This is a genomic window from Bacteroidota bacterium (assembly GCA_020402865.1).
Classification (GTDB): Bacteria; Bacteroidota; Bacteroidia; order Palsa-965; family Palsa-965.
Genome location: JADBYT010000002.1, coordinates 62,233 through 86,425, shown reverse-complemented (window position 1 = coordinate 86,425; position 24,193 = coordinate 62,233). Strand labels below are relative to the sequence as shown.

Below are 24,193 nucleotides of genomic sequence, written 5' to 3'. Positions count from 1 at the left end.
CAAATTTGAAGTAATGCGAAAATTACTTTTTTCTCTTTCTCTACTATTCTGCTTCACAGCGCAGGCACAACTGAATTTTTATGCCCAACTGCTTAGTCAGGAGCCTGTAAAACAATGGCAGACCCTTGAAGCGGGGGTAAGCATCCCGTCGATGGATAACCGTTTCAGGGCATTCATTGCCGGGGAAAGTGGCGGACTGAGTCCATATACGACTAAACACCTTAACCTGCGGGCAATATTCAGCAATGGTGTGCTGCGCGATACGGTACAGGCTTTCTGGTACGAAGCGCCGGTAATAAACCGCGCCGCCAACCGCTACGATACTGAAGCTGCTGCCTGGCCCTGGCGTATTCGCTATGCACCACCGCTACCGGGAATATGGACCATGCAACTGCTTACCACGCAGCCCGGCGAAACCGCCATACCCGTGGCCACAAACATACGTTTTAACTGTGCCGCATCAGACCGCCACGGCTGGCTGAAGGTGGCGCCCGACAACCGTCATTTGCAATTTACCGACGGCACACCGTTTTTCGCTATCGGCCAGAATATTGCCTGGGCCGAAGAAGCCGTGCTGAAAGGATTCAATGGTCCGCATCCGGTGTATATCGGCGGATTTGAGGATGTGTACCATTATCTTAATCATCTGGCCGATTGCGGCGGAAATTTTGTGCGCATTGTACTTACACCCTGGTGCGGCGGACTGGAAAGCAGTGTAGCTGGCAACTACAGGCAGGATCATGCGGCTGCGCTCGACAGTATGCTGCATATTTGCGAAAAACGCGGCATATACGCGCAGGTGAATTTCGAATTTCATCACGGCTATACTGTGCCGTGGCAGCATCAGTGGAACTGGGAAAAACACCCGCTGCGAAACACGGTGGCCTCAGGCAGCTACCTCGAACTGCTGCGCAACGATTCGGCCCTGAAACTGCAGCAGCAACTCATCCGCTATTTCCATGCCCGTTACGGCAGCAGCCCCAATCTGGCGGTGTATGAACTGATGGGTGAAATGGACAACTGGCCACAGTTTGAGCAAAACCGGCCCCTGTTTAAATCGTGGATTGAACAGCAGATAAACTTTGTGCGCAATGGCCTGCACGACAACCGCCACCTGCTTACTGTGTCGTTTGCCACACCGCCTTATGGCAGTATTTACGACCTGGAAGGCGTGCAGTTTGTAAGCCTTCATCATTACACAAACGATTTCAGAGACAATCACCGCCGCTACGAACTCATAAACGGCGACGGGCTGTTTGGCGAAAAACGCGGCACGCTGCGCCGGTACAACAAACCCAGCCAGTTTGGCGAAATGGGAATGATAAACGGCCCTGTAAATGCGGCCGACCCCGACGATTACACCTGGTGCAGCGATGTGAGCTTTCACAACGCACTTTGGGCCACATGCTTTACGGGTTGTTTCGGCACCGGACTCAACTGGTGGCAATGGCGCAACGACAGCATACGTGCGGCCAATTTCCCCGCGCTGGCAGCCTTCCTGGCGAAGGTTCCCATGCATAAATTTACACGTGCCGGCACAAACACCGCAAACGGCCTTGAGGCCTTCTGGTGCAGCAATGAAGCAGGCACAGAAGCCGCCGGCTGGCTCCACAACACCAGCTACTGGTGGGCCAACATGAGCCAAAACTGCCGCGACCGCAACCAGAAACAAATGCAACTGCCTAAAGACGATGATGCTGTAGCTGCGCCCGAAAACCGGACCGGCAAAACCATAACACTAAACGGTTTTGAACGCAATGCGATGTATGTAGTAAACTATTACAACACGCGCACGCCTAATACACAACTGCAGGGTTTTATCAATGTGCGTAGCACACGTACAGGCCGCATTACGCTGATTTTTCCTGCTAACGTGGCCGATTGCGCATTTGAAATCAAGAAAAGCTTCATGACCATTACGCCATCATTTTAGCATAACGTGGATTTTGTGCCATTCAACCACCGGGAGCTGAATTACGGTGGTTTCGATAAACTCAACCACCGGGAACTGAATTACGGTGGTTTCGATAAACTCAACCACCGGGGGGAATGTAGCCCGGTGGTTGAGCTACAAAAATGCTCAAATGCGACAAATGCCGTCGAAACCACCGGGGGGAATGTTGCCCGGTGGTTGAGCTACAAAAATGCTCACATGCGACAAATGCCGTCGAAACCACCGGGGGGAATGCTGCCCGGTGGTTGAGTTTGTACCAACTATTTTTGCACCATTACCTCTAAACCAACATCACAAAAAACAAAAAACCCGCTCAATTTGAGCGGGCTTTCAGGTAACTATCTCAGCAAATATTATGCACGACGAACGTTAACTGCGTTGGGGCCTTTACGACCTTCCTGAACTTCGAAAACAACTTCGTCGTCCTGACGAATTTCTTCTTTCAGTCCGGAAACATGAACAAAGATGTCTTTGCCGTCTTCACTGTTCTTGATGAAGCCGAAGCCCTTTGTTTCGTTGAAAAATTTTACTGTTCCAGTTTTCATTGATTTGATTGGTATTGAATTATTTTGTCAAAGATAGACCAATATACGTAGATATTAACACATTATCCTCCAGGGAATTCGCAGTTATGCATTAATTTATTGATAAACAAGCACTTAATTATCTATCCTTCTTAAAGATTACCTGTTGAAAAACTTGCGGTATTTCAGCCGAATTCCTACATTTGCAGCCCTAAAAACGACTGCGCGTGTCATCACTGGTCAAAATATTTACAGGAACAGCCTCGCGGCACTTTGCCGAGAATGTGGCCCGGTCTTATGGTCAGCCGCTTGGAAATATGACTTTTCAGCGATTCAGCGATGGAGAAATTCAAACTTCGTATGAAGAAACCGTACGTGGTGCAACCGTTTTCATCGTACAGTCAACCATGCCGCCTACCGACAATCTGTTTGAACTGTTGTTGATGGTGGACGCGGCCAAGCGTGCTTCGGCAAAGGAAATTATTGCGGTAATGCCCTATTACGGTTTTGCCCGTCAGGACCGCAAAGACCAGCCCCGTGTAGCTATCGGTGCCAAGTTAGTAGCCGATATGCTGGCTACGGCCGGTGTACACCGCATTATGACCATGGATTTGCATGCCGATCAGATTCAGGGCTTTTTTGATGTGCCGGTAGATCATCTTTACGCCTCTACCCTGTTTATTCCTTACATCGAAAGCCTGAACCTGCAAAACCTGACCATGGCGGCGCCGGATATGGGCGGCTCAAAACGCGCAAACGCATACGCCAAACACCTTAAATCAGACATTGTAATCTGCTACAAGCAGCGTTCGCGCGCCAATGTGGTGGATCACATGACGGCCATCGGCGAAATAGAAGGCCGCAATATTGTGCTGGTGGACGATATAATTGACACCGGCGGCACACTTTGCAAGGCAGCTGATATGATGATGGAACGCGGCGCACTGAGCGTGCGTGCTTTCTGTACACATGCGGTGCTTTCGGGCAAAGCCTATGAAAACCTGGAGAAATCCAAAATCACCGAACTGATTGTTACCGACACCATTCCGCTGCGTCAGGAAAGCAGCAAAATCAAAGTGCTGTCGGTAGCCGAGATGTTTTCCGATGTGTTCCACCGCATCGTAAACCACGAGTCGATCAGTTCACATTTTATCATCTGAAATCTTTAATCAAATCCAATCAATACCAAATCAACAAGCAATGAAATCAGTAGCTATGAGCGGTTCGCGTCGTGCGAACGTAGGGAAAAAAGATGCTAAAGCGCTGCGTGTTCAGAGCCTTGTGCCGTGCGTACTGTACGGTGGTGCCGATCAGATTGCATTTTCGACAACCGAAGCGGAGTTTAAGCCGCTCGTGTTTACGCCGGACGTGCATACTGTGGAGCTCACCATCGACGGCGTAGCCCACAAAGCGATTCTGAAAGACCTTCAGCTGCATCCCGTTACTGACCGCATCCTTCATGCCGACTTCCTGGAAGTAGGCGATGGCAAAGCGGTTACAATGAGCCTGCCCATTAAACTTACCGGTAACTCTGCCGGTGTGAAAGCGGGTGGTAAACTCACCAAGAAAATGCGCAAACTGAAAGTGCGCGGCCCCATCGACAAGATGCCGGGTGAAATTACTATCGACATCACCGCCCTCGATCTCGGCCAGTCTATCCGTGCCGGCGAAGTGGCTCTTGATGGTCTTGCCCTGCTCGACGCTCCGTCGCTGACTGTGGTAACCATTAAAACCACCCGTAACGTGGCTGCGGCTGCTCCTGCCGATGACAAGAAAGCTGCCAAAGGCAAAAAATAATAAGCTGTTGTGAAATACTTAATCGCGGGCCTCGGCAATATCGGCGACGAATACGCCAACACCCGCCACAACATCGGATTTTCAGTGCTGGATGCCCTTGCCGGGGCATCCAGTGCTGTTTTCAGGCACGACCGCCATGCTTTTGTGACAGAGATAAAGCACAAGGGCCGTATTCTCGTGCTCATCAAACCCACCACCTACATGAACCTGAGCGGCAAAGCCATCCAGTACTGGATGCAGGCCGAAAAAATTACTCAGGAAAACCTGCTGGTGGTAACCGACGACATTGCCCTGCCCTTCGGCACGATCCGCATTAAAGGCAAAGGCAGCGACGGCGGCCACAATGGCTTAAAACACATTCAGGCCACGCTGAACAGTGTGGAATACGCCCGCCTGCGCTTTGGCGTGGGGAGCGAATTTGCCAAAGGCCGCCAAGTGGATTATGTGCTTGGCAAATGGAATGCCGACGAGCAAAAACTGCTCCCTGAGCGGCTGGAAAAATGCAGCGAGGCGATAAAAGCATTCACCACCATCGGCATCGGACTTACCATGACCAACTTTAACGGAAAGTAAACACCGTTTGGTCAAAATAGTACCACCCCGCCAAAAAAAGTCAAGTCACCCCGTTTTACGGAACAGCCTGTTTGGGTTTTTGGCCACAAGCGTGTAGGCCGAATTCCTTTCCAGCTCTTTTGCAAATTTCGCGGAACCAAACGGTGATCCGTCGGCCGAGTCGTCGAACAGAATGAAACCGCCGGGAGCCAGAAAGCGGTGAGCATTCTCGAAATCCCGGCGGCAATCGTCGTAATCGTGATTGCCGTCGATATACACGAGCCCGAACTGGCCGCCAGTGGCAAAACTCCGGCCTTCGAGATCAGTGAGCGGCTGTGCGGCGGCCCATTTTTCGAAGAACGCATCGGCCGTGAGGCGAAAGCCGTAGGGCTGGTTTTGCGGACTGAAGAAGCGGGTGTTTTGCAGGTAGCTTTGACAGATGAAATCGGCGTATGACTTGCGGGAAATCAGCGCATTATCGCCCAGTACCTGCAAGTAAGCCTCACCGGGCTCTTGCTCATCCCGGTAGCCGCGCACAATCCACGGATCGGCCGAAAGTACAGGTACGCTGCGGCCGAGTTTATGCAGCAGGTACGTGAGTATATTGGCCGAAAGTCCGGCATGCGCACCAATTTCGAGTACGGGTAATCCGCGAGGCATCTCGCACACGGCCAGCTCAAAGCAATAGATATTGCCTTTGTGCTGCATGCCGGGATTCGACACCAGCAGCCAGTTCAGGTATTCATCGGACTTATCGATAAATACCTGACTGACACGTCCGGTAATCAGTTTGCGGATAATGCTTTTCATCGGCTGGCTTTCTGCACCTGAGCGACGGCCTGTTGCTGAAATTCGCGCGGGGTTTTGCCTGTTATTTTGCGAAACACGCGGTTAAAATGCGATACATTTCCAAAACCGCAGGAGTAGGCTATTTCGGCCACAAGCTGGTCGTTTTCGGTACGCAACCGGCGGCAGGCCTGCTCTACGCGCACGGCGTTGAGGAAAGTGACATAGGTTTTGCGTGTGTGCTTTTTAAAGAAGCGGCAAAAGGCCTCGGGTGTCATGTGCACCAGTGCAGCTGCGTCGCTTACGCTAATGTCTTTATCGAAATTTTTCAGGGTGAAATCGTAAATGGTGTGCATGCGCGTTCCTTCTTTTTCGGAAAGGTCTTTAGCCGCCTGCACATCCGAAAGCGGCTGCAAACTACTGTGGTGCAGCACTTCTTCGGCCAGTTGCAAAAAAGCCATAAGCCGGGGGATGCCCTGCTGCACACGAATTTTCAGAAAAGCCTCGGTCATGGCCACATAATTTTCCGGCTCAATCCGAAATCCTCTTCCCGAACGGCTGGCAAACTGCCGCAGGGCGGTGAGCTCGGGAATATCAGTAAGCCCGGTGCGGGTTTCCGACACATCGAAATACACCGAGATTGATTGCGCCTTGAGCCAGGCTTTGTTCTGGAAATAAATTGGATCACAACGAAATACGTGTGGCAGATTAGGGCCAAACCAGTAAATATCGCCCGATGAAAATTGCCCGGTGTAGTTCCCGGCAATTAGCGTACCTTCACCTTTGAGAATCCAGGTTAGCTGAACTTCCTCGTGTTGGTGAAGGTAAGTGTAAAAGTGAGGTTCTATTTCTTCCTCCACAATTACGGAGGTATCCCCTACTATGGGGATTTTAAAGGGTAATGCTTTCATAAGATTTACGCAGGTGTGTTGGTTGGTGCAATATTAATCATCTTGTTGGAAGAAAAAAGCACCCAAGGTTAAAATCAGCAAAAAACAAGCTAAAATAGAATTAACAAATACACTATTGAACTATGTATGTTTGTGAAGCAATCAGGTATTATGGGTTTTGGAACCGGATTGCTACAGCGTGAATAGTTGTCGCTCACAATATTCCGCTTAACACACCAATACGCGAAAGACTGGCAGGCTGAAGCCGGTCTTTCGCATTTTTATGCAATATTGATCGCGTAAAGCCCACAACGCCCCGGGAACCGATCAGAAACTACACTTATTTTTCCGGCTTACTCTTCGGCCCTCTGCGGGATTAATACACTTTCCCGGAAAGTATATAGCTTGTCGCACTCATTTATGGCTCAGCATGCACAATTGAGCAGCATGTGCGGGACTATTTATTACTTTAAAACATTATTTCAAACCCTTACACAATGAAAACAACTTTGAAAGTCAGCCTCCTGTGTGCATGGCTGATGAGTGCAGTTCCGGCCTTAGCTCAGGTCAGAATGTGTACCGATCAGATTCTCGAACATCAGGAAGTAGCCGCAGGCAGCAGCAGCGGAGTTTACCTTGCTAATGTGCAATGGACCAACGGCAGTATTATTCATGTACAGTTCAACGGCGGCACGCAGGGTGTGCGTACAAGAATAGAGCGGTATGCCAAAATTTGGGAGAATTATGCAAACATCACCTTCGACTTTCACAGCACGGGCGTGCCCGATATTCTGATTGCATTTCAAAAAGGCGGCTACTGGAGTCTGATCGGTACCAATGCCCGGCAAAAGGCCGCTTTTGGAAATCCGACAATGAATTTTGAGGGCTTTGACGACAAGACTGCCGACGAGTGGGTAAAATCAACTGTGCTGCACGAATTTGGGCACGCGCTTGGCTTACTTCACGAGCACATGAATCCGCTCAGCCCGATTCAGTGGAATACGGAATACGTATATAACTACTATTTTATGACGCATGGCTGGAATAAACAGCAGGTGGATCAGCAGGTGCTGAGCCGGTACAGCGTAAACCTCACCAATCAGCAATACGATCCGAATTCGATTATGCACTATCCGGTGGATAAAAAGTTTACCCGGAACGGTTACTCGGTAGGCTGGAACAGTGATTTATCAGAAGGAGATATTCGCCTGATTAAAGAAATGTATCCGAAAAGGGTAACGCTGCTTCCAATCACTACGGTACAAAACCCTGATGAAGCCACGTGTTCAGATATGTGGATTGAAATTCAGCATAATCAATTCAAGGATAATCAAAAGGGCATGCGGATTTATTCTTCTTTTTCACTGAAAAATTCAATGGGAAAGTCGTGCGAGCTTAGCGCCTATTTCTATTACGCAAATGGTGAAATGCTGCGCGATTTTAACCAGCAATATAAAGCACCCGATGGTCAGGTAGCCGTTTCGTATAAATTTATCCCTGATTTTACAGTTGGGGGATATTCCAAAATGGAATTATTTATTCCTTACGATGAATTACACATGAATCAGGGTCACTCCAAGCTGAAGTTTCAGGTTGTATTATGGGGCAATCATTCGAATGATTTATTCAAAAGCGGTCATTATTATTTCGATTTTACAAAGGGGGCTATCATTCACAATTTTTCTTCCATTACCGAATTCAACAACAGGAATAAGTTTCTCAACATAAGGCCACAGTTTTCAATTGAGAACGGGCTTAACAACAATTATCGGGTATGTGCCTATTTTTCCTTTACCGATGGTAAAAAGCTGGTCAATCAATCGGGCGCTGAGCTGATGTTTTGCCGCCAGTTTATGCCAAAGTTTCAGAATGCACTCTACAGCAAGTCCGCCAATTCCGATATTTCAATTACTATACCGTATAACGAGCTGAATCTGGCAAACGGGCAGTATCATAAATTACAATACTATCTTGTAATTTATGACGGGAATGAGAAAGTAGCCACCAGCGGGACCTATACATTTGATATGGATATGCGTTAGCGCGCCTGGTCAGGTATGTGCAGTGGCCTGCACAAATGAGTAGAAGAACACGGCATTGGGGTCTTTGGCTACTTTGTGCATTTCCTCTTTCATCCGGGCAACTGTTTCTTCGGTAACGTAACCGGCTTTGAGCATTTGCGGCACACCGCTCTGGAGGAGTTCACTCCAGAAGGCAATCATTTCGGCGCGGCGGCCGGGCTGGCGGTTATCGAGGTGAATGGTTTTTACCTGTGTGCGTATATTGGTGTAGCCCAGCGAAAGCAGCAGGTTGCCCAGCTTGGCACCCACAAACGGGTCGCCGCCATTGTCGTACTGCCAGTCGTTGTAGCGCATCCAGTATTGCCATACATTGGGCGAATACGGCTCAAGGAAAAAGGTGGAATTGAGCACTTCGGTAATATATACCACGCTGCCCGGGGTAAGCACACGGCGCACTTCGGAAAGCACTTTTTGCGGACTGGGTACGTGCTCCAGCACCCAGCAGAGAAAGGCCCCGTCGAACTGTGTGGCCGAGGGCAAATCCATATCCATTGCATTCATCTGCCTGATCTGGTAGCGACCGGCAGCCAGCGGGCTGGTGGCCAGCATTTGTTCGGCACGGGCAATCTGGGCGGGCGAAAAGTCGAGACAGGTAAGCTGCAGATCAGGAAACCGGCGCAGCAGTATCTGCGACTGTGCACCCACACCGCTTCCTACTTCGAGCAACTGTTTTACCTGACTCAATTCCACATCGCGGTAAATAATACTTTCGAGAAAACGGGCCTGGCGATAAAGCCTGTCCTGTTCTTCAGTGGTAAAACCGTGCAGATAATTGCTGTTGTTGCTCATGGAAAATTTATTTCAGACAAAGATAAGGGGCAAAACGGCAACACCTCGCACAAGGCTCAAACCTGTCTGGTATGCATACGAACCTTTTCTTCCTGCGAACGCTCCATGCTAACCAACGGCAGGGCATAAATTTCGGGGAGACTGCTGTTGTTGTTTTCGCGGATGAAATCTACAATGCTGTTGAATAATAATGCTTTGGTTTTGCAGATGAGTAAAAAGCGGGGTACTTCTTCAAGTTGCCCTTTCTCGTTCAGCAGGAGCCTTCTGATGGTATCAATACGCACATCAGCCACTAATTTTTCTTTCAGCAGCAGTGCGGCAATGTGCGTCAATTCGCTGTCGCTGGCGGAGGCAATGTGCAATAAAATCATTTTGCGGTTTTACTTTACAACGGCACAAAATACATACCGGTTTTTGCACCCGGTTATGTATTTAAGTGTATTCTAATTCCGTGCAGTTAGTAACCCACACCGGTAATGTCATTGCCGAGTGAATCTTCCGATTCATTTTCGAGCGGCTGCCAGAGTTCAATTTTATTGCCTTCCGGATCCATAATCCACGCAAAGCGGCCATACTCATAATCCTGCACTTCGCCTACCTGCTCCACACCCTGTGCTTTAAGCTGCGCAAGTAATTCATCGAGGTTATCGACACGGAAATTAATCATGAATGATTTTTCGGAAGGCGCAAAATACTTGGTATTGTTGCTGAAAGGACTCCACACCGTTAAGCCGGTTTGTTCAGGATGCCCGTGTTTACGCCAGATAAACGAGGTACCATAATCGCCGGTTTGTAAACCGAGATGTGTGCGATACCATTCGTTTTGTGCTTTCGGATCATCGCACTTAAAGAGGATGCCGCCGAGGGATGTAACTTTTGCCATGTGGTGATGAATGATTGGTTTGTTAAGATTACGCATTCTCATTGGGAATAACAACAGGCAGGGGCTGCCAGAATATTACCCGGCAGCCCCTGCTTGATATTGTTAAGCGTGCTTATCTTCTTGCTCGGCCAATCAGTTCAATGCCTCTAATTGCGTTACAAAATCGTTTTCACTGATTGGTGTAAGCGTAAAGTTTACATTGGTGGGTTGTGTGCCAATGTTTACCGGCACAAACGAAGCATAAAGCTGATCGTCTTTTGCACCTATGGCTACCAGCGTGCACGATTGCCCCTGCGGTGCATACGGATAGGGGAACACGGCTCCACCCGTACCACCACCGTAATACACATGAATCATACTGTTTACACCGGAGAAGATCAGAAAAACATCGGTTGAAAATTCCGTGTAGTCATCGGTTCCGTTAAGTGTAAGCGTGGTGGTGGGCATTGTACCAAAAGCCGGCTGATCAGAATTGCACCAGGTGCCATTGCCAAGCGGAGTGGAAAATGAATACAGCGTAAAGATATAGTTCGCCTGTGCGGATACGAGTGGAGCGGCACTTGCGGTATCAGCCAGTGCCCATCCGTTTCCGCCTGCCGAGTCTTGCTCCGCAATAAAAGCCATCATGCCCGGTTCAATTTGCTGCTGGGGCTGCAACGGTTGTTCTATACGGATAAATGCACCGGGCGCAAGTTCGAGTGGCACCTGAATGGAGTTTACTGCCTTGATATTGAATTCGCCGGCCGATTCGAGCAACAAACCGCCGGTGGTTACGGTGTGCATATCGGCAAAAAGCATTTCGCTCTTTTTGTACAAATCAGTAATGGAAACCGTTACGGTGCTGTTGTAAGGCTGGCCATTTTGATCGACAAAGGCGTTGGGTGGAATCACAACCACTGTTCCTTTTTGTGTAGTATGTGTATATCCTGCTGATGCGGAAAAGGAAAACGATTCTGTGCGCGGTTTATGCCGGTCGTAGAAAGCATTGAGAAATGCTTCGGAACGACTGCTGTATGTAAGTGTATCGGGTTCGCGGCGGCAGCCGGTAAATGCCTGCATAACGAATGCGGCAATACACAAAAGGGGAATGATCTTTTTCATGTGTTTCGGGTTTTGTTGGGATAAAATTGCAACGGTTGCATTTGCCTGGCAACCGGAGTTGATGGCTTACTTACCTCGTTCAAGCTGTAAATCAGCCCCAAAAGGCCATATTGCAACGAAAAGAAGGTTTTCGTTTCTTACCTGTTCAAGTAATATTGGGTTTAGCTTTCTCTTATAACAATTAACAGGTTTTTAGATACAGACGCAGCAAATAAAAAACGTTGCCTTCAATTTTACTTTACACAAAAAGCCCTCTCCGCATTTCGCAAAGAGGGCTTCTTTCTTCAAAACCTATCCTTCAATGGCTGTATTAGCTGCCGCAGGCTTCGCAGGCATCCGGATTGTCGAGTGAGCAGGCGATTTCGGCGAGGCGTTGTTCGCTGGTCACGTCTTCGATGGTGGTGCCGGTGGTTTCGGGAGCAGCCTGAAGGGCTGAAGTATCAACCGTAAACTTGATGGCATCGGCAGCTGCTTTTGTACGCAGGTAGTACATGCCTGTTTTCAGGCCTTTTTCCCAGGCGTAGAAGTGCATCGAAGTGAGTTTCGCAAAGTTGGGGCTCTGTACAAAGAGGTTGAGCGACTGGCTCTGGCAGATATAGGCGCCACGATCAGCGGCCATATCAATGAGCGTGCGCTGCGAAAGTTCCCACACTGTTTTGTACAGTTCCTTGATGTTTTGCGGAATCTCGGCAATGTCCTGAATAGAGCCGTTGGCGGCAATAATTTTGTTTTTCAGGTTATCGTTCCACAGGCCCAGCTTCACGAGATCTTTGAGCAGGTGTTTGTTTACCACCACAAACTCGCCGGAGAGTACGCGGCGGGTGTAAATGTTGGAGGTGTAAGGCTCAAAGCACTCGTTGTTGCCGAGTATTTGTGAGGTTGAAGCGGTGGGCATGGGTGCCAGCAACAGTGAGTTGCGTACACCATGCTTCATTACTTCGTCGCGCAGAATGTCCCACTCCCAGCGGCCGGTGGGCTTCACGTTCCAAAGGTCGAACTGGAACTGACCTTTTGAAAGCGGCGACCCGGCAAAGGTTTCGTAGGCGCCCTGCTCTTTGGCCAGGTCTTTCGACGCGGTCATGGAGGCGTAGTAAATGGTTTCGTGAATGTCGATGTTCAGCTGCTTGGCTTCGGGCGAATCGAAGGCATAGCGCATGAGAATGAACGTATCGGCCAGGCCCTGTACACCAAGTCCGATGGGGCGGTGACGCATGTTGCTGTTGCGCGCCTCAGGAATGGGGTAGTAGTTGCCGTCGATAATTTTGTTCAGGTTCTTGGTCACCACGTAGGTTACATCAAACAGGCGCTGGTGGTCGAACTTGCCCTGATCAACGAAGCGGGGTAGTGCGAGAGAAGCGAGGTTGCACACGGCCACTTCATCGGGCGAGGTATATTCGATGATTTCGGTGCAGAGGTTTGATGATTTGATGGTGCCGAGGTTCTGCTGGTTTGATTTGCGGTTGGCCGCATCTTTAAACAGCATGTACGGGTTTCCGGTTTCGATCTGCGATTCGAGAATGGCAAACCAGAGGTCCTGCGCTTTAATGGTTTTGCGGGCGCGTCCTTCTTCTTCGTATTTGGTATAAAGCTTTTCAAACGCTTCGCTGTGGCAATCGTGCAGGCCGGGGCATTCGTTGGGGCAGAACAGCGACCACTCGCCGTTTTCCTTCACGCGCTTCATAAACAGATCAGGGATCCAGAGTGCGGTAAAGAGGTCGCGTGCACGCATTTCTTCCTTACCGTTGTTTTTGCGCAGGTCGAGGAATTCGAAGATATCCGAGTGCCAGGGTTCGAGGTAAATGGCGAAGGAACCTTTGCGCTTTCCACCACCCTGATCCACGTAGCGTGCGGTATCGTTGTACACACGCAGCATGGGGATGATGCCGTTTGAGGTTCCGTTTGTGCCACGGATGTATGAACCGGTAGCACGCACGTTGTGAATGCTCAGACCGATACCACCGGCACTCTGCGAAATTTTGGCGCAGTTTTTCAGGGTATCGTAAATACCGTCAATGCTGTCGTCTTTAACCTGAAGCAGGAAGCAGCTCGACATTTGCGGCTTGGGTGTGCCGGCGTTGAAGAGTGTGGGCGTGGCGTGTGTAAACCAGCGCTCGCTCATGAGGTTGTAGGTTTCAATAGCCGATTCGATATCGTCTTTGTGAATACCTACCGAAACACGCATGAGCATGTGCTGCGGACGCTCGGCAATTTTGCCGTGAATTTTGAGCAGGTACGAACGCTCAAGGGTTTTGAACCCGAAATAGTCGTAGCCGAAATCACGGTCGTAAATGATGCTTGAGTCGAGCAGCTGCGCGTTGGCCTGAATAATTTCGTGTACATCGTCGGCAATGAGTGCTGCACGCTGACCGGTTTTCGGGTCCACGTAGTTGTAGAGCATGCTCATTGTTTTGGAGAACGACTTTTCAGTGTTCTTATGCAGGTTTGAAACGGCAATGCGTGAGGCGAGCAAGGCGTAATCGGGGTGCTTTACCGTGAGCGAGGCAGCGGTTTCGGCTGCCAGGTTGTCGAGCTCACTGGTGGTCACGCCGGGATAGATGCCCTGAATAACCTTCATGGCTACCTCAACCGCGCTCACGTGAACAGGGTCGAGGGCGTAGCAGAGCTTCTGAATGCGGGCGGTGATTTTGTCGAATTTCACCGATTCCCGGCTGCCGTCGCGTTTGATTACGTACATATAGCGTGTGTGTTTTAGAGATGAGTATGTGGGGGTACTGGTGGTTTGGCTGAATTAGAAATCTTCGTCGAGACTGAACACATTCTGGCTGCGGTCTGAGGTCACACCGGCTTTCTGATATTCGGCCACGCGTTTTTCGAAGAAGTTGGTTTTGCCCTGCAGCGAAATCATTTCCATGAAATCGAACGGGTTTGTGGCGTTGTATATTTTATCGCAGCCCAAAGCCACGAGCAGGCGGTCGGCCACAAACTCAATGTACTGGCACATGAGTTCGGCATTCATGCCAATAAGTTTTACGGGCAGCGAATCGGTTACAAATTCTTTTTCGATCGACACTGCGTCGGCAATGATTTGTGTAACCTGCTCTTTGGGAAGCTGGTTCTGGAGATGGTTTGTATAGAGCAGGCATGCAAAATCGCAGTGCAGGCCTTCATCGCGCGAAATGAGTTCGTTTGAGAAGCTAAGGCCGGGCATCAGGCCGCGTTTCTTGAGCCAGAAAATAGAGCAGAATGAGCCTGAGAAGAAAATGCCTTCCACGGCAGCAAATGCAATCAGACGCTCGGCAAACGAACCGTTCGAAATCCAGCGCAGCGCCCACTCGGCCTTACGCCCAACAGCCGGAACAGTGTCGATGGCGTGGAATAACTTGTCTTTCTCAACCGGATCTTTGATGTAGGTATCAATCAGCAGCGAGTAAGTTTCGCTGTGAATGTTTTCAATCATAATCTGGTAGCCATAAAAGCAGCGCGCCTCCGGATACTGAACCTCGCGCATGAAATTGATGGCCAGGTTTTCGTTCACAATCCCGTCGCTGGCTGCAAAAAACGCCAGCACGTTCTTGATGAAATAACGCTCATCATCATTCAGCTTGTTCGCCCAGTCGGTAAGGTCAGGCGAAAGGTCGATTTCCTCAGCAGTCCAGAAACTGGCTTCTGCCTTTTTATACATTTCCCAGATGTCCCGGAACTTAACCGGGAACAACACGAAGCGGTCTTTATTATCAACCAAAATCGGTTCTGTCGTCTCTGCCATAATTCTGCCCTCCTTTTGGGATGAAGTGTATGTTATTTTTTGATTATCAATCTTTTGTGGCGAAAAAAGCAGGCGGTGTGCCTGCTGTTTCTGGTTAATCTCTTCGCGTTGAAGCATTTAGATTCTGGTTGCTTCAGCGTTATCGCCGACAACAAATTTTTAGAAATCGGGCGAAGGAGTCAAGTCCATTCCATTAACAATGTCCCGAAGTTGTCAACACACTACACGAGCCGGTTCTGTTGAAAACGGGTTACAACTTTGCTTTTTTTCAATAACGGTGCGGGGTACGGCGCGTGTATGTAAATTTTAATAAAAATCTACCTTACCCCTTTGCAAATTTCAGCGGAAATACATCTGAAAATTGCCCTAAAACAAACCGGAATTTCCTGCGTAAAAGGCTGCTTCAACCTCTCGATACCACACATTCTGCTGAACAACAAGCCACTACGCCTTTCAACAGCCGGTTTTGTTTACCGGCTTGAAAAACGTGCTGAACTCCCGCCGGAAACCGCTGAATTACGATTAGGCATCAGTTGGCCGAAACCACCATTTTCCCGGCTACCGAGGCCCCGTTATCTCCGGCAAAGTGATAGATATAAAGCCCTGCGGCAAGATCGCCGCACCACACGGCTTCATTGGCATCCTGCACTACAGTTTCCTTTACCCGGTTCCCGGCCGCATCAAACACATACAAAATACCCTGCTGTGTAGAGGCCAGCTGCAGTGTGGTGGCGGCTTGGTTGTACCACACTCTGGCTGCGGGAGGCGTTGCCTGCATTTGCTCAGCAGCAGTAGTGCCGAGGTAGAAATAAGTGTAATAAGTCTGATTGTTGTAGGTGGCCTCAAACTTCCACTGCCCGTTAGGCGCACCAACACCGGGTATAATCCAGTAATAGTACCAGGCTGCGGTGTAATCGGGGCCATTGTGGGTTGATGGCCATGTGCCCCACACTGTATTGTTAGGCCGGTAAATGGTATATGTGGTATTGTCGCCGGTTTCGAGGAAACGGTAGTAGAGCATGAGGTAAATGGTGTCAGTGCCCAGAAAATAATCTCGCTCGTTGCGGATATCGGTTCCGGGACAGGCATTGAATACCGGCGGCTGGCTGTTTGTGGCAATGTGGTTTATGCCACCGTTGAAGTAGGGTTCCTGCGAAGCCCACCAGCTGGTTGTATTGAGCGAGTTACAGGGCCCGGCATAGGGGTCGATGAGGTTGTTGGCTGCATCGTAAATTTCGAGATGCAGGTGCGGACCGCTTGAATTACCAGAACTGCCTACTACACCGAGGTATTCGCCCTGCACTACGGACTGACCCACAGTTTTGGTGGTAAGCGAACCGTTTTTCATGTGCCCGTACCAGGCCACGGAGCCGTCGCTGTGCTGCACATACACGGCGTTCCAGTTGTTGCTGTTAAATGCACAGCTCCGGTCGAAATTACCGTCTGACTTATAAATAATTGTCCCGGCGGCGGCGGCCACAATTTCTACTTCCGAGCTGTCCATTTTATTGAATGCAAACGGCCAGAGGAAATAATCGGTGCCGGCGTGGTTGTAGCCGCTTTGGGTATCATAGGTAAGTGAACCGCAATTGTAATCGAGCAGTTGGTTAGGGAATTGCGGATTATGATCAACACCTCCGGAAATGGAGTAGAAATTATATTCCGTAATGCCCGACCGGAAACGCAGGGGCCAGTTGAGCGCCACCTGCTGTGCGCTGTGCACACTACTCAGCCGGCCCTGTGCAATAAGTTGCTGCCTGCTGCTGTCGAGCAGGGTGCGTATTTGCGCACGCTGCGCATCGCTAATGCACTCGCCCGACTGAAACGTATAGGCACTGCCTGCGGGTTGTGAAATAAACTGAGCCGGGCACAATGCCGGGATGCTTAACAAAAATAACAGGAAACGTTTCATGTGAGCTGAGTCAGGTGAGTATCGAAAGATACTCACTGCTACAGCTTTTCACAAGTAAAATTATGCGTTACGCATAAGCCGGTCGGCCTCTTCAAGCTCACGATACCATTCTTCGCCGTATTTTCTGATGAGCGCCGTTTTCACGAAGCGGAATACCGGCACATCGAGCTTATCGCCGCAGGAGCAGGCCGGCGCGCAAATATCCCATTGCTCATAATTCACCGCATCAAATTTCTTGTAGGGTGTAATGCGAACGGGGTAAAGATGACAGGAAACCGGTTTTTGAAAATCTACTTTGCCTTCCTTCCATGCTTTTTCAATGGCGCAAAGGGTTGTTCCTTTCTCGTCAAAATACACATAGGCACATTCCTTGTCGCCACCCACGAGCGGTGTCACTTTATCGCCGTCGCTGTCGGTTACCCAGGTTCCTTGCTCTTCCACAGCCGCAATGCCGGCGGGTGTCATGTAGGGTTTTACAGCCGAGTAAATTTCTTCCAGCTTATCTGTTTCCGCATCTTCCAGCGGAGCTCCCGAATCGCCGTGAATACAGCAGGCACCTTTGCAAGCGGTAAGATCGCACACAAATTTGCGCTCAAGTAATTCGGTAGCTACCAGTGTGCGGCCAATTTCAATCATGCAGCAAAGGTAAGGCAAAGGAATTATTTTTATCCGGGCAAAAAAAAACCGGCTCACCTGTTCAGGCAAGCCGGTAAGGGGTATTGGACTGGGACGGGTAAAACAAGCTACTGATTACAAATTCCGCGGTAGGTCATGTCGTTAAATGTTGACATAGTAGCAATACCAACATTGGTTCCGGCAACAAGATTGTATAAATTGCCTGACTTGGCGTAGTAAAGTACACCCGCATGATAGTACGTGGCAATATCCACAATACTATTCACCGGCGAGTTGTAGGTTGCCACCCCGGCAATTGTTGCCGAGCCGCTCATGGGCACGGTCAGGTTGTAAATTGTGGTAGTAGTGGGCCCGCTAAACGGCTTGTTATCCAATACAACCCGCATTTGAATACCATTCCGGCAAAGTGAGTATTTCCGGTTCACCGTAATTGATCCGATAGTACCATTAGACTGAACTGTAATGTTGGGGCCTGTAATGTTGGCCTGTGGAACGGAAAATACATTTACTCCGTTCAGAAAAATAAGATTGCCGGAAATGTCACATTCCATTTCATCCACATAAAAAGGTGTGCCGTTGGGATTCCGTAAGTCCCCGATAAGCGTAAGCGCGCCGGTGTTACTGATAGTGAATAACTGACTAACACCGCTGGCGGAAGTCCCCACAGCAACATATATATCGCAACCCAGTGGATTTTCGGCAACAGCGCGCGCATAGCACACCTGATTATTTACAATAATCTCTCCGGTTCCATTGGTCGGATTGAAATACCGAATTGAAGAATTATAGGTTACAATGGGGCCTCCCGTGCAGGTTCCTGCGCTATTAAACACAGCCGAATAGGCTTTACCGCCCACCGGAGGATTCAGGGTTTGCACTGTGGGGTTACCGCCCTTTTGCCCGGTGATTGTTTCATTATTGTCAGCAAAAATCAGTTCTTCCTTCTGACAGCTGACAAATGCAACTGCAAACAGTATGCCTGCGCCGGCCAAACCGGCTGTAAACAGTTTCGTATTCATGTGATTTGTTTTGGGTTATGATGCCTACTCTTTTACAGTTTTTCGGCTACCACTGACGAAATTGTGCACATTCGGTTTCAGAGGCTCTTTGAATTTTTCTTCCCAGAAATTTTGCGTCTTAGTTACCCGCTTTTCGTTGGCTTTTCACAGATCTTTTTCAAAGATCCGCTGCAAAAGCCGCCTCAATCGGACAAAAAATCCATCAAAATCAAGACAAAAATCCTTACAGCCCCTCTGGTCTTTTGTAATTATGACCCGAAAGTAGTTTGGCATAAAGCCAAACGCCAGCCTAAATGAGTGAATGGAAGCCGTTACTGAGCCAATGGTAAGGTTAAGGCGTGAACGGGGCGTTCAGGAGCTTTACATACGGAATACTCACGCAGCAGTTTTAGAGTCTGTGAATGTGTTGTATGCGCCTGCTGATTTATAAGCGGATAATTAATAGCTAATTATACAAACAGGGTATGTGAAGCCCGCTGAGTGGTGTGGCGAACTTAACTAAGTACGGTTAACGCAGTTTTCTGATTCGCATATCATCCACATACATTACCGCCGAACCACTGCTGCTGTTTGCCGTGAGCCCGATTTCCACCTGCCGCAGCACGGCCGCAGTGCCCTGTGTAACGTAAATCATATCGCGTGGCAGGGTTTGTACATCGTAGTGTTCAAGAATGAGTTCGCCATTTTGCCACACTTTTACATAGCCGTTATTTCGTTTGTGGAGTTTGGCCTCGAGCTGTATGCGCACCCATTGCATTTGCGGAAATACACGCGGCTGTGAACCCGTTTGTGAAAGTGTGCTTTTGTTCATTTTATTCCGCTCCACACACAATTCGCCATTTTCGTTCAGCATAAGCCTGAAACCGGGACTTGAACTGATGGTGGCAGGCTCTTCAAAATCGGCAATAAAAATGTTGGGGAGCGAACTTGCGGTGAGATAATACCAGCATTCGAAGTAAATTTCTTCGCCCTGCTCAAAGCCGAGATCGTTTTTAAGAATGCTCGCTTTCGATACATCGCCGCCCAGGGTATTGGTAGCCTCGCAGCGCAACGATTTATTGCCGGAATGCGAAAATGTGGAGTCGATGGAAATTCTGTTTTGCGAAAACGTAAGCTGCGACCCCGGCCAGTTGGCAAGAAATGCAGGCTGCGGAAATGCCGTGTAGCTTTCAAAATCTTCCGCATAGTCTTTTATCGCCGTTTCGAGGTATTCGTTACGCGCTTTATAGCAACCGGCCAGCATCAGCAGCATTGTTGCCAGGCATACTTTTTTCATGACTTCCCTCCTATCTGATAACCAATACCTATTCCGCCCCAGTGCTGGTATTGCACGTTGATGAGGTAGGAGATATAGGGCATGTAAAATGCGCGAAAAATCCAGGGACTCCCGTTGCGCTGCATGCGCCATCCGGCCAGCAGCAGTCCGCGCATAAAAAATTTGAGCCCGTTGTCGGGTCTGAATGTAAAACCCTGACCGATGCCTGTTTCAAAGCGGTGAACGCCTTTGCCGAAAGCCTTTTTAAACATCACCGGAATAATAATAAGTGGTTTGCTGTCGGCCACAAAAAATGATAATCCGGGCTGAAGCATCCATTGTTTTGCGCCAAAAGTGCGCTCGTAGCTGAAGCTGTACAGACCACCCATACCAAGTACTTCGGCATGAAATGCGTGTGTGGCCTGGGCCCGCAACATGGCAGGAACGAAAAGCACAGGCAGAATAAAAAAAGCAATAAATCGCTGCATCACAATCAAATATAAACTTCTTACGGCATATTCCACACATCAATTTTTAAAATCAAAAGGATACCCGGTGACTGTGGGCTCACTGATGCGTACTATATTTGCGCCACTATGGCTAATCAGGAAGATCATTTCAAGAACCTTATCTCGCACTGTAAAGAGTATGGATTCATTTTCCCGTCGAGTGAAATTTACGACGGATTAAGCGCTGTGTATGATTACGGCCAGAACGGCGCCGAACTCAAAAACAACATCCGCACGTTCTGGTACAAAGCCATGACGCAGCTGAACGAGAATATTGTGGGTATTGATGCGGCAATTTTTATGCACCCTACTACCTGGAAAGCATCCGGCCACGTGGATGCGTTCAGTGATCCGCTGATTGACAACAAGGATTCGAAAAAACGCTACCGCGCCGATCAGCTTATCGAAGGGGCGGTGGCGAAAATTGAAGATAAGATCAAGAAAGAGGTGGAGAAAGCCGCCAAACGTTTCGGTGAAACGTTTGATGCCGACATGTTCCGCAGCACCAATGCACGTGTGGTAGAGTATCAGCAGAAAATAGACGCAATCAATACGCGTTTCAAAACGGCGCTCGAAGACAATAACATGGAGGAGCTTCGCCAGATTATTCTTGATCTGGAAATTGTGTGTGAAGTATCAGGCTCACGCAACTGGACCGAGGTGCGCCAGTTTAACCTCATGTTCAGCACGCAGCTTGGTGCAGTGGCGGGTGATGCCAGCACAGTATATCTGCGTCCGGAAACCGCACAGGGCATTTTTGTGAATTACCTGAATGTGCAGAAAACCGGCCGCATGAAAATTCCGTTTGGCATTGCGCAAACCGGAAAGGCCTTCCGCAACGAAATTGTGGCACGCCAGTTTATCTTCCGCATGCGTGAATTTGAGCAAATGGAGATGCAGTTCTTCATCCGCCCCGGCACGCAAACCGAATGGTACAACCACTGGAAGGAAACCCGCATGAAATGGCACCGCGCACTGGGCTTCCCCGAAACCAAATACCGTTTCCACGATCACCTCAAACTGGCGCACTACGCCGATGCCGCCTGCGATATCGAGTTTGAATTCCCCTTCGGCTTCAAGGAACTCGAAGGCATACACTCGCGTACCGATTTCGACCTGCGCAACCACGAGGCATTTTCGGGCAAAAAACTCCAGTACTTCGATCCCGACTACACCGGCCCGCAAAACTCGGAACTGCGTAAAACACAAACCGAAGAAGACTGGAAAGACAACCACAGCTACATACCCTACGTAATCGAAACCTCCATTGGTCTCGACCGTATGTTCCTCGCCATACTCTCGCACTCGCTCAAAGAAGAAAAACTCGACGATGGCTCCGAACGTGTGGTACTTAATCTTCCGCCTTTCCTCGCCCCTGTAAAAGCAGCCGTGTTCCCGCTCATGAGCAAAGACGGCATGCCCGAAAAAGCACTTGAGATTATGAACCTGCTCAAGTACGATCACAACTGCGTTTATGAAGAGAAAGACAACATCGGAAAACGCTACCGCCGTCAGGATGCCATTGGCACTCCCTACTGCATTACCGTTGATCATCAAACCCTCGAAGACAACACCGTAACCATCCGCGAACGCGACAGTATGCAACAGGAGCGTGTGAGTATCGACAAACTTGCCGCTATTATTGATGAGCGCGTGAGTTTGAAATCGGCGCTGAAACGGATTGTGTAGATTGAATTAGTAGTTTATAAATATAGCAGCGGCAGAAGAATGTTCTTCTGCCGCTGTTGTTTATATATAAGTTTTCTCTTCGCACATTTTCTCCTTGACATACACCTGTCGCCGTATTTATATTTACAAATTCAACCAATACTTGATGTATGACTTTTATTGCAAGCGTAATTGCTAAAGATGGGATTGCTGTTGTTGCTGATTCTTTAGTTTCCTCGTTTACGGAAACACTGGAAAGAGTAGACTGGGAAGACTTCATCGAGAAAAACCGTGCAGTAGCAAAAAAGAAAAATGGCTTTTCATTTTCAGAAGAAGAAATAACACAGCTATTTCAAACCAAACCATCTCACACAAAAGACTTCGAAAACAAACTCTTTGAATATGATGATTATACTCTCATCTCAACTGCGGGTTCGGCAATAATTAATAATAAACGTATTGTCAATCTGGTAGCCGAAATCAAGAAAAAAACGCAGAAAAACAAACGCAGCTACAGGCAACAGGGAATTGTCAGAAAAATCGAAGAGTTCTGTGAAATATTACATCAGGAAGTAAGTGCGCACATGAATGAACACGGATCTATTGGAGAAACCACATTCATTTTCTCTCATTTTGATAAAAACTCCCTCACTCCTCATGTATTTAAAGTAAGTGTAAAACCATCAAGCGACATTAATTCAGTAAGCATAAATACAAACACAGTAAAAGAACTCATTGTTTGCGATGGTCAGCCAGGAATAGCATACAGAATATTATATGGAGGAATAATCGAGGGCTTGGAGATAAAAAATCTGATTTTAGATTCCTTGAAACAGGAATTGGGTAAAAATGGCATTGTTGAAGGAAAGCAACTGCCAAATGGCTTTTTCAAGTCTCTGGATGAAACCCAAACCCTCCAAATAATAAACAGCCAGATTTAAGAGGCACAAATGTTTCATATTTCAAATATAAGCCTTCAACAAGCTGCCGATCTGGCATACCTTCTGCTAAAAGTTGAACGCGATTTTCAGGCTTACACAAAAGAAATACCCACTGTAGGCGGGCATATAAAACTGGCCACAATAAATGAAAATGGGATAAACTTTATTTTGGGTAAATCAATAATCAAACCTACCAGGCACCTGTAATTACTTTGAAAAAGTTAATGTAAACCCTTTGCCTCCGGTAATTTTTTTCATGGAGGCGGTGAACATTTCCTTTTCTATTCTACGGGCATCAAGTTTATCCTGTAAATGCGAAATTACAGAGCGCAAAACTTCTTCTGGAATAGCTTCCTGATTTGTTGTTTTAGAACGCTTTTGACTTTGAGACTGCATTGAATGATTTATTTTCAAATACAAAAATAACTAATCATGCCCGATTTGCGAAAATCTGTTGATAAAACACCGGTTAAATTATTGCAATTTTCGATTGTTATACCGGACTAATTTCGACATTCATAAAAATTGCAATTAATATCACCGCAGCAACTTGCAGTATTTTAACCTATCCCTGTGTATCCCCCAACCTCCTCACCTTCTCCAACCATTCCCTCCTCTTCGCTTCATCAGCCGTTTTCACAATGCCGATATAGGTTACCCGCACCGGCTTCACACCGCAAAATTCGAGTGTTGATTTCCTTAACTGGTTCACACTCGGCCGCCCGAATGCGAAACGGTAATACCAGCCCGGCTGATCGAGTGTGGTGATGATATGCGCTGTTTTACCCGCCAGCAATTTATCCCACCACACACTGTTTGGACGAGGCTTAAACGCCATGCCGGGCAAAAAAAGCCGGTCGATAAAGCCTTTGGCAATGGCAGGCAAACCTCCCCACCACACCGGATGAATCCACACCAGATGATCGGCCCATTGTATTTTTTGCCAGGCTTGCAGAAGATCCGGCTCAAGTTCGGTGCGCTGCCGGTAACCATGCCGCAAATTAGGGTCGAAGTGAAGATCTGCAAGTACAATTTCCGCCACTTCTGCGCCCGCACTTTGCGCGCCTTTGCAATAAGCTGCCGCCAGTGCAAAATTGAAACTTGCTTTGTCGGGATGACAATTGATAACCAGAATCTTTTTCATGCCGCAAAGCTATTGCAGCATAAAA

Annotated in this window: 23 protein-coding genes; 7 read left to right on the top strand and 16 right to left on the bottom strand. The window is 48.5% G+C overall.

Annotation, left to right across the window (positions count from 1 at the left end):
• Positions 1–13 precede the first annotated feature (13 nt).
• Complete coding sequence (locus tag IM638_01420; protein ID MCA6361673.1) at positions 14–1,933, top strand: hypothetical protein; 1,920 nt, start codon at positions 14–16, stop codon at positions 1,931–1,933.
• Positions 1,934–2,307: 374 nt separating this feature from the next.
• Here IM638_01420 and IM638_01415 read toward each other — a convergent pair whose 3' ends face one another.
• Complete coding sequence (locus IM638_01415) at positions 2,308–2,499, bottom strand: cold-shock protein (GenBank protein ID MCA6361672.1); 192 nt, start codon at positions 2,497–2,499, stop codon at positions 2,308–2,310.
• Positions 2,500–2,699: 200 nt separating this feature from the next.
• Here IM638_01415 and IM638_01410 point away from each other — a divergent pair, with 200 nt between their 5' ends.
• Genes IM638_01410 through IM638_01400 form a run of 3 tightly spaced genes read left to right on the top strand, consistent with a single transcriptional unit; the run spans position 2,700 to position 4,848 of the window.
• Positions 2,700–3,638 carry a ribose-phosphate pyrophosphokinase gene (locus tag IM638_01410; GenBank protein MCA6361671.1) on the top strand — a complete coding sequence of 313 codons (939 nt, stop codon included), beginning with the start codon at positions 2,700–2,702 and terminating at the stop codon, positions 3,636–3,638.
• A gap of 40 nt (positions 3,639–3,678) precedes the next feature.
• The gene (locus tag IM638_01405) at positions 3,679–4,275 is read left to right on the top strand and encodes a 50S ribosomal protein L25/general stress protein Ctc (GenBank protein MCA6361670.1); all 597 of its coding nucleotides are present in this window, start codon (positions 3,679–3,681) and stop codon (positions 4,273–4,275) included.
• Between the two features lie 9 nt (positions 4,276–4,284).
• A complete protein-coding gene (locus tag IM638_01400; protein ID MCA6361669.1) occupies positions 4,285–4,848 on the top strand; it encodes an aminoacyl-tRNA hydrolase in 564 nt (187 codons plus the stop codon).
• A 45-nt stretch (positions 4,849–4,893) separates the two neighbouring features.
• Here the strand turns inward: IM638_01400 and IM638_01395 are convergent, their stop codons facing one another.
• Both IM638_01395 and IM638_01390 read right to left on the bottom strand, forming a co-directional pair.
• On the bottom strand, positions 4,894–5,637 hold the full coding sequence (locus tag IM638_01395) for a class I SAM-dependent methyltransferase (protein ID MCA6361668.1): 744 nt from the start codon (positions 5,635–5,637) through the stop codon (positions 4,894–4,896).
• Positions 5,634–6,524, bottom strand: a complete 891-nt coding sequence (locus tag IM638_01390; GenBank protein ID MCA6361667.1) for a helix-turn-helix domain-containing protein — start codon at positions 6,522–6,524, stop codon at positions 5,634–5,636. Before IM638_01390 ends, IM638_01395 begins: the two co-directional genes overlap by 4 nt.
• Positions 6,525–7,000: 476 nt before the next feature.
• Here IM638_01390 and IM638_01385 point away from each other — a divergent pair, with 476 nt between their 5' ends.
• Positions 7,001–8,545, top strand: a complete 1,545-nt coding sequence (locus IM638_01385) for a hypothetical protein (protein ID MCA6361666.1) — start codon at positions 7,001–7,003, stop codon at positions 8,543–8,545.
• 9 nt (positions 8,546–8,554) lie between these two features.
• Here the strand turns inward: IM638_01385 and IM638_01380 are convergent, their stop codons facing one another.
• The 11 genes from IM638_01380 to IM638_01330 all read right to left on the bottom strand — a co-directional run bounded on the left by IM638_01380 (position 8,555) and on the right by IM638_01330 (position 20,394).
• Positions 8,555–9,373 (bottom strand): methyltransferase domain-containing protein, encoded by an 819-nt coding sequence (locus tag IM638_01380; GenBank protein ID MCA6361665.1) that lies wholly within the window; start codon positions 9,371–9,373, stop codon positions 8,555–8,557.
• Positions 9,374–9,429: 56 nt separating this feature from the next.
• A complete protein-coding gene (gene cutA / locus IM638_01375) occupies positions 9,430–9,744 on the bottom strand; it encodes a divalent cation tolerance protein CutA (protein ID MCA6361664.1) in 315 nt (104 codons plus the stop codon).
• Positions 9,745–9,830: 86 nt separating this feature from the next.
• Complete coding sequence (locus tag IM638_01370) at positions 9,831–10,256, bottom strand: VOC family protein (GenBank protein MCA6361663.1); 426 nt, start codon at positions 10,254–10,256, stop codon at positions 9,831–9,833.
• Positions 10,257–10,388: 132 nt separating this feature from the next.
• Positions 10,389–11,357 carry a hypothetical protein gene (locus IM638_01365; GenBank protein ID MCA6361662.1) on the bottom strand — a complete coding sequence of 323 codons (969 nt, stop codon included), beginning with the start codon at positions 11,355–11,357 and terminating at the stop codon, positions 10,389–10,391.
• Between the two features lie 310 nt (positions 11,358–11,667).
• Entirely contained in the window at positions 11,668–14,052 is a 2,385-nt protein-coding gene (locus IM638_01360) for a ribonucleoside-diphosphate reductase subunit alpha (GenBank protein ID MCA6361661.1), read from the bottom strand.
• A gap of 54 nt (positions 14,053–14,106) precedes the next feature.
• Positions 14,107–15,084: a ribonucleotide-diphosphate reductase subunit beta gene (locus IM638_01355; GenBank protein MCA6361660.1), complete on the bottom strand. Its 978-nt coding sequence runs from the start codon at positions 15,082–15,084 to the stop codon at positions 14,107–14,109.
• 529 nt (positions 15,085–15,613) lie between these two features.
• The gene (locus IM638_01350; GenBank protein ID MCA6361659.1) at positions 15,614–16,996 is read right to left on the bottom strand and encodes a M23 family metallopeptidase; all 1,383 of its coding nucleotides are present in this window, start codon (positions 16,994–16,996) and stop codon (positions 15,614–15,616) included.
• A 60-nt stretch (positions 16,997–17,056) separates the two neighbouring features.
• On the bottom strand, positions 17,057–17,632 hold the full coding sequence (locus IM638_01345) for a DUF3109 family protein (GenBank protein ID MCA6361658.1): 576 nt from the start codon (positions 17,630–17,632) through the stop codon (positions 17,057–17,059).
• 107 nt (positions 17,633–17,739) lie between these two features.
• On the bottom strand, positions 17,740–18,651 hold the full coding sequence (locus IM638_01340) for a hypothetical protein (protein ID MCA6361657.1): 912 nt from the start codon (positions 18,649–18,651) through the stop codon (positions 17,740–17,742).
• Positions 18,652–19,159: 508 nt separating this feature from the next.
• Positions 19,160–19,927 (bottom strand): heparin lyase I family protein, encoded by a 768-nt coding sequence (locus tag IM638_01335; protein ID MCA6361656.1) that lies wholly within the window; start codon positions 19,925–19,927, stop codon positions 19,160–19,162.
• Positions 19,924–20,394, bottom strand: a complete 471-nt coding sequence (locus IM638_01330) for a hypothetical protein (GenBank protein MCA6361655.1) — start codon at positions 20,392–20,394, stop codon at positions 19,924–19,926. The genes IM638_01335 and IM638_01330 overlap by 4 nt, the downstream gene beginning before the upstream one ends.
• A 108-nt stretch (positions 20,395–20,502) precedes the next feature.
• Here IM638_01330 and IM638_01325 point away from each other — a divergent pair, with 108 nt between their 5' ends.
• Both IM638_01325 and IM638_01320 read left to right on the top strand, forming a co-directional pair.
• Entirely contained in the window at positions 20,503–22,104 is a 1,602-nt protein-coding gene (locus IM638_01325; protein MCA6361654.1) for a glycine--tRNA ligase, read from the top strand.
• 149 nt (positions 22,105–22,253) lie between these two features.
• Positions 22,254–23,024 carry a hypothetical protein gene (locus IM638_01320; GenBank protein MCA6361653.1) on the top strand — a complete coding sequence of 257 codons (771 nt, stop codon included), beginning with the start codon at positions 22,254–22,256 and terminating at the stop codon, positions 23,022–23,024.
• Between the two features lie 207 nt (positions 23,025–23,231).
• Here IM638_01320 and IM638_01315 read toward each other — a convergent pair whose 3' ends face one another.
• Both IM638_01315 and IM638_01310 read right to left on the bottom strand, forming a co-directional pair.
• Positions 23,232–23,420 carry a hypothetical protein gene (locus tag IM638_01315; protein ID MCA6361652.1) on the bottom strand — a complete coding sequence of 63 codons (189 nt, stop codon included), beginning with the start codon at positions 23,418–23,420 and terminating at the stop codon, positions 23,232–23,234.
• Between the two features lie 169 nt (positions 23,421–23,589).
• Entirely contained in the window at positions 23,590–24,168 is a 579-nt protein-coding gene (locus IM638_01310) for an NAD(P)H-dependent oxidoreductase (protein ID MCA6361651.1), read from the bottom strand.
• Between the last annotated feature and the right edge of the window lie 25 nt (positions 24,169–24,193).

What these genes read in the sequence shown, in the direction of transcription:
- IM638_01345 (MCA6361658.1), bottom strand. Translation starts at nt 17,632, where the DNA reads ATGATTGAAATTGGCCGCACACTGGTAGCTACCGAATTACTTGAGCGC.
- IM638_01325 (MCA6361654.1), top strand. Translation starts at nt 20,503, where the DNA reads ATGGCTAATCAGGAAGATCATTTCAAGAACCTTATCTCGCACTGTAAA.
- IM638_01385 (MCA6361666.1), top strand. Translation starts at nt 7,001, where the DNA reads ATGAAAACAACTTTGAAAGTCAGCCTCCTGTGTGCATGGCTGATGAGT.
- IM638_01390 (MCA6361667.1), bottom strand. Translation starts at nt 6,524, where the DNA reads ATGAAAGCATTACCCTTTAAAATCCCCATAGTAGGGGATACCTCCGTA.
- IM638_01350 (MCA6361659.1), bottom strand. Translation starts at nt 16,996, where the DNA reads ATGAAACGTTTCCTGTTATTTTTGTTAAGCATCCCGGCATTGTGCCCG.
- IM638_01395 (MCA6361668.1), bottom strand. Translation starts at nt 5,637, where the DNA reads ATGAAAAGCATTATCCGCAAACTGATTACCGGACGTGTCAGTCAGGTA.
- IM638_01340 (MCA6361657.1), bottom strand. Translation starts at nt 18,651, where the DNA reads ATGAATACGAAACTGTTTACAGCCGGTTTGGCCGGCGCAGGCATACTG.
- IM638_01360 (MCA6361661.1), bottom strand. Translation starts at nt 14,052, where the DNA reads ATGTACGTAATCAAACGCGACGGCAGCCGGGAATCGGTGAAATTCGAC.
- IM638_01405 (MCA6361670.1), top strand. Translation starts at nt 3,679, where the DNA reads ATGAAATCAGTAGCTATGAGCGGTTCGCGTCGTGCGAACGTAGGGAAA.
- IM638_01380 (MCA6361665.1), bottom strand. Translation starts at nt 9,373, where the DNA reads ATGAGCAACAACAGCAATTATCTGCACGGTTTTACCACTGAAGAACAG.
- cutA (MCA6361664.1), bottom strand. Translation starts at nt 9,744, where the DNA reads ATGATTTTATTGCACATTGCCTCCGCCAGCGACAGCGAATTGACGCAC.
- IM638_01320 (MCA6361653.1), top strand. Translation starts at nt 22,254, where the DNA reads ATGACTTTTATTGCAAGCGTAATTGCTAAAGATGGGATTGCTGTTGTT.
- IM638_01420 (MCA6361673.1), top strand. Translation starts at nt 14, where the DNA reads ATGCGAAAATTACTTTTTTCTCTTTCTCTACTATTCTGCTTCACAGCG.
- IM638_01315 (MCA6361652.1), bottom strand. Translation starts at nt 23,420, where the DNA reads ATGCAGTCTCAAAGTCAAAAGCGTTCTAAAACAACAAATCAGGAAGCT.
- IM638_01355 (MCA6361660.1), bottom strand. Translation starts at nt 15,084, where the DNA reads ATGGCAGAGACGACAGAACCGATTTTGGTTGATAATAAAGACCGCTTC.
- IM638_01330 (MCA6361655.1), bottom strand. Translation starts at nt 20,394, where the DNA reads ATGCAGCGATTTATTGCTTTTTTTATTCTGCCTGTGCTTTTCGTTCCT.
- IM638_01310 (MCA6361651.1), bottom strand. Translation starts at nt 24,168, where the DNA reads ATGAAAAAGATTCTGGTTATCAATTGTCATCCCGACAAAGCAAGTTTC.
- IM638_01370 (MCA6361663.1), bottom strand. Translation starts at nt 10,256, where the DNA reads ATGGCAAAAGTTACATCCCTCGGCGGCATCCTCTTTAAGTGCGATGAT.
- IM638_01335 (MCA6361656.1), bottom strand. Translation starts at nt 19,927, where the DNA reads ATGAAAAAAGTATGCCTGGCAACAATGCTGCTGATGCTGGCCGGTTGC.
- IM638_01365 (MCA6361662.1), bottom strand. Translation starts at nt 11,357, where the DNA reads ATGAAAAAGATCATTCCCCTTTTGTGTATTGCCGCATTCGTTATGCAG.
- IM638_01415 (MCA6361672.1), bottom strand. Translation starts at nt 2,499, where the DNA reads ATGAAAACTGGAACAGTAAAATTTTTCAACGAAACAAAGGGCTTCGGC.